We start from the raw sequence: 1,127 nt of genomic DNA on the forward strand, positions 1-1,127 counted from the left end.
CTGCTCGGACTGCCCGGCTTCGGCCCCTGGACCGTCGAGGTCATCGCGATGCGCGCCCTGGGCGACCCGGACGCCTTCCTCGCCACCGACCTGGGCATCCGGCGGGCGGCGGGCGAGCTGGGGCTGCCGTCGACCCCCGCGGCGCTCACCGCCAGAGCCGCGGCCTGGCGGCCCTGGCGGGCGTACGCGGTGCAGTACCTGTGGGCCACCGACTCGCACCCCATCAACAATCTGCCCGTCTGACACCGCACAGCACAGAAGAGAGAAGAACGCTCATGTCCGCGAAGCAGCACACCGTGTTCGGCAGTCCGTACGGTCCGCTCACGCTCGTGGCGACCGACGGCCTGCTCAGCGGCCTGTACATGACCGAACAGCGCCACCGGCCGCCCGACGAGACCTTCGGCGAACCCGACCCCCGGCCCTTCGGGCAGGTGAAGGAGGAACTGGCCGCGTACTTCGCCGGCGAGCTCACCGAGTTCACCGTGGAGCTGCACCTGGCGGGCACGCCCTTCCAGCGCGGTGTCTGGGAGCAGCTGCGGCAGATCCCGTACGGCGAGACCCGTTCGTACGGCGATCTCGCCGACCGGCTGGGCAGCCCCGGCGCCTCACGGGCCGTCGGCCTGGCGAACGGCAAGAACCCGGTCGGGATCATCGTCCCGTGCCACCGCGTCATCGGCTCGACCGGCAGCCTCACCGGATACGGCGGCGGGCTCGACCGCAAGCAGCGGCTGCTGGCCTTCGAGTCGGGCGTAGCGGCGCCGGAGGAGCACACCCTCTTCTGACCGGTCCCCATGGGCAGCGGGCCTGTGGTGCGGATAGGGTCGGAGCGGCGCGACTGCCTGTTCGAAAGCAAGGGATAAACAAGGTGACGGACGGAGCAGTAACTGAAGCCGCACGGGTGCTCGTGGCGGCCGACAAATTCAAGGGGTCCCTCACGGCCGTGGAGGTCGCCGAGCGGGTCACGGCCGGCCTGCGGCGGATCGTCCCCGGCGTCGAGGTCGAGACGCTGCCCGTCGCCGACGGCGGGGACGGCACCGTCGCCGCCGCGGTCGCGGCGGGGTTCGGCCGGCACGAGGTACGGGTCACCGGGCCCATCGGCGAGCAGGTGACCGCGGCGTTCGCGCGGC

General features: G+C 72.1%; 2 protein-coding genes and 1 pseudogene. All 3 read left to right on the plus strand.

Features of this window, described 5'->3' with window-relative positions:
• Positions 1-243 (plus strand): annotated as a pseudogene (locus G3I19_RS36575) (DNA-3-methyladenine glycosylase); the annotation flags it as partial.
• A 32-nt stretch (positions 244-275) separates the two neighbouring features.
• A complete protein-coding gene (locus G3I19_RS36580; RefSeq protein WP_164267957.1) occupies positions 276-782 on the plus strand; it encodes a methylated-DNA--[protein]-cysteine S-methyltransferase in 507 nt (168 codons plus the stop codon).
• 83 nt (positions 783-865) lie between these two features.
• A partial coding sequence (locus G3I19_RS36585) for a glycerate kinase (protein WP_164267958.1) occupies positions 866-1,127 on the plus strand: 262 nt, incomplete at its 3' end.

Source organism: Streptomyces sp. SID10853, assembly GCF_010548145.1.
Taxonomy (GTDB): Bacteria; Actinomycetota; Actinomycetes; order Streptomycetales; family Streptomycetaceae; genus Streptomyces.

Bases quoted from the DNA above. Each gene is read 5' to 3' on its own strand.
- G3I19_RS36580 (WP_164267957.1), top strand. From the start codon at position 276: ATGTCCGCGAAGCAGCACACCGTGTTCGGCAGTCCGTACGGTCCGCTC.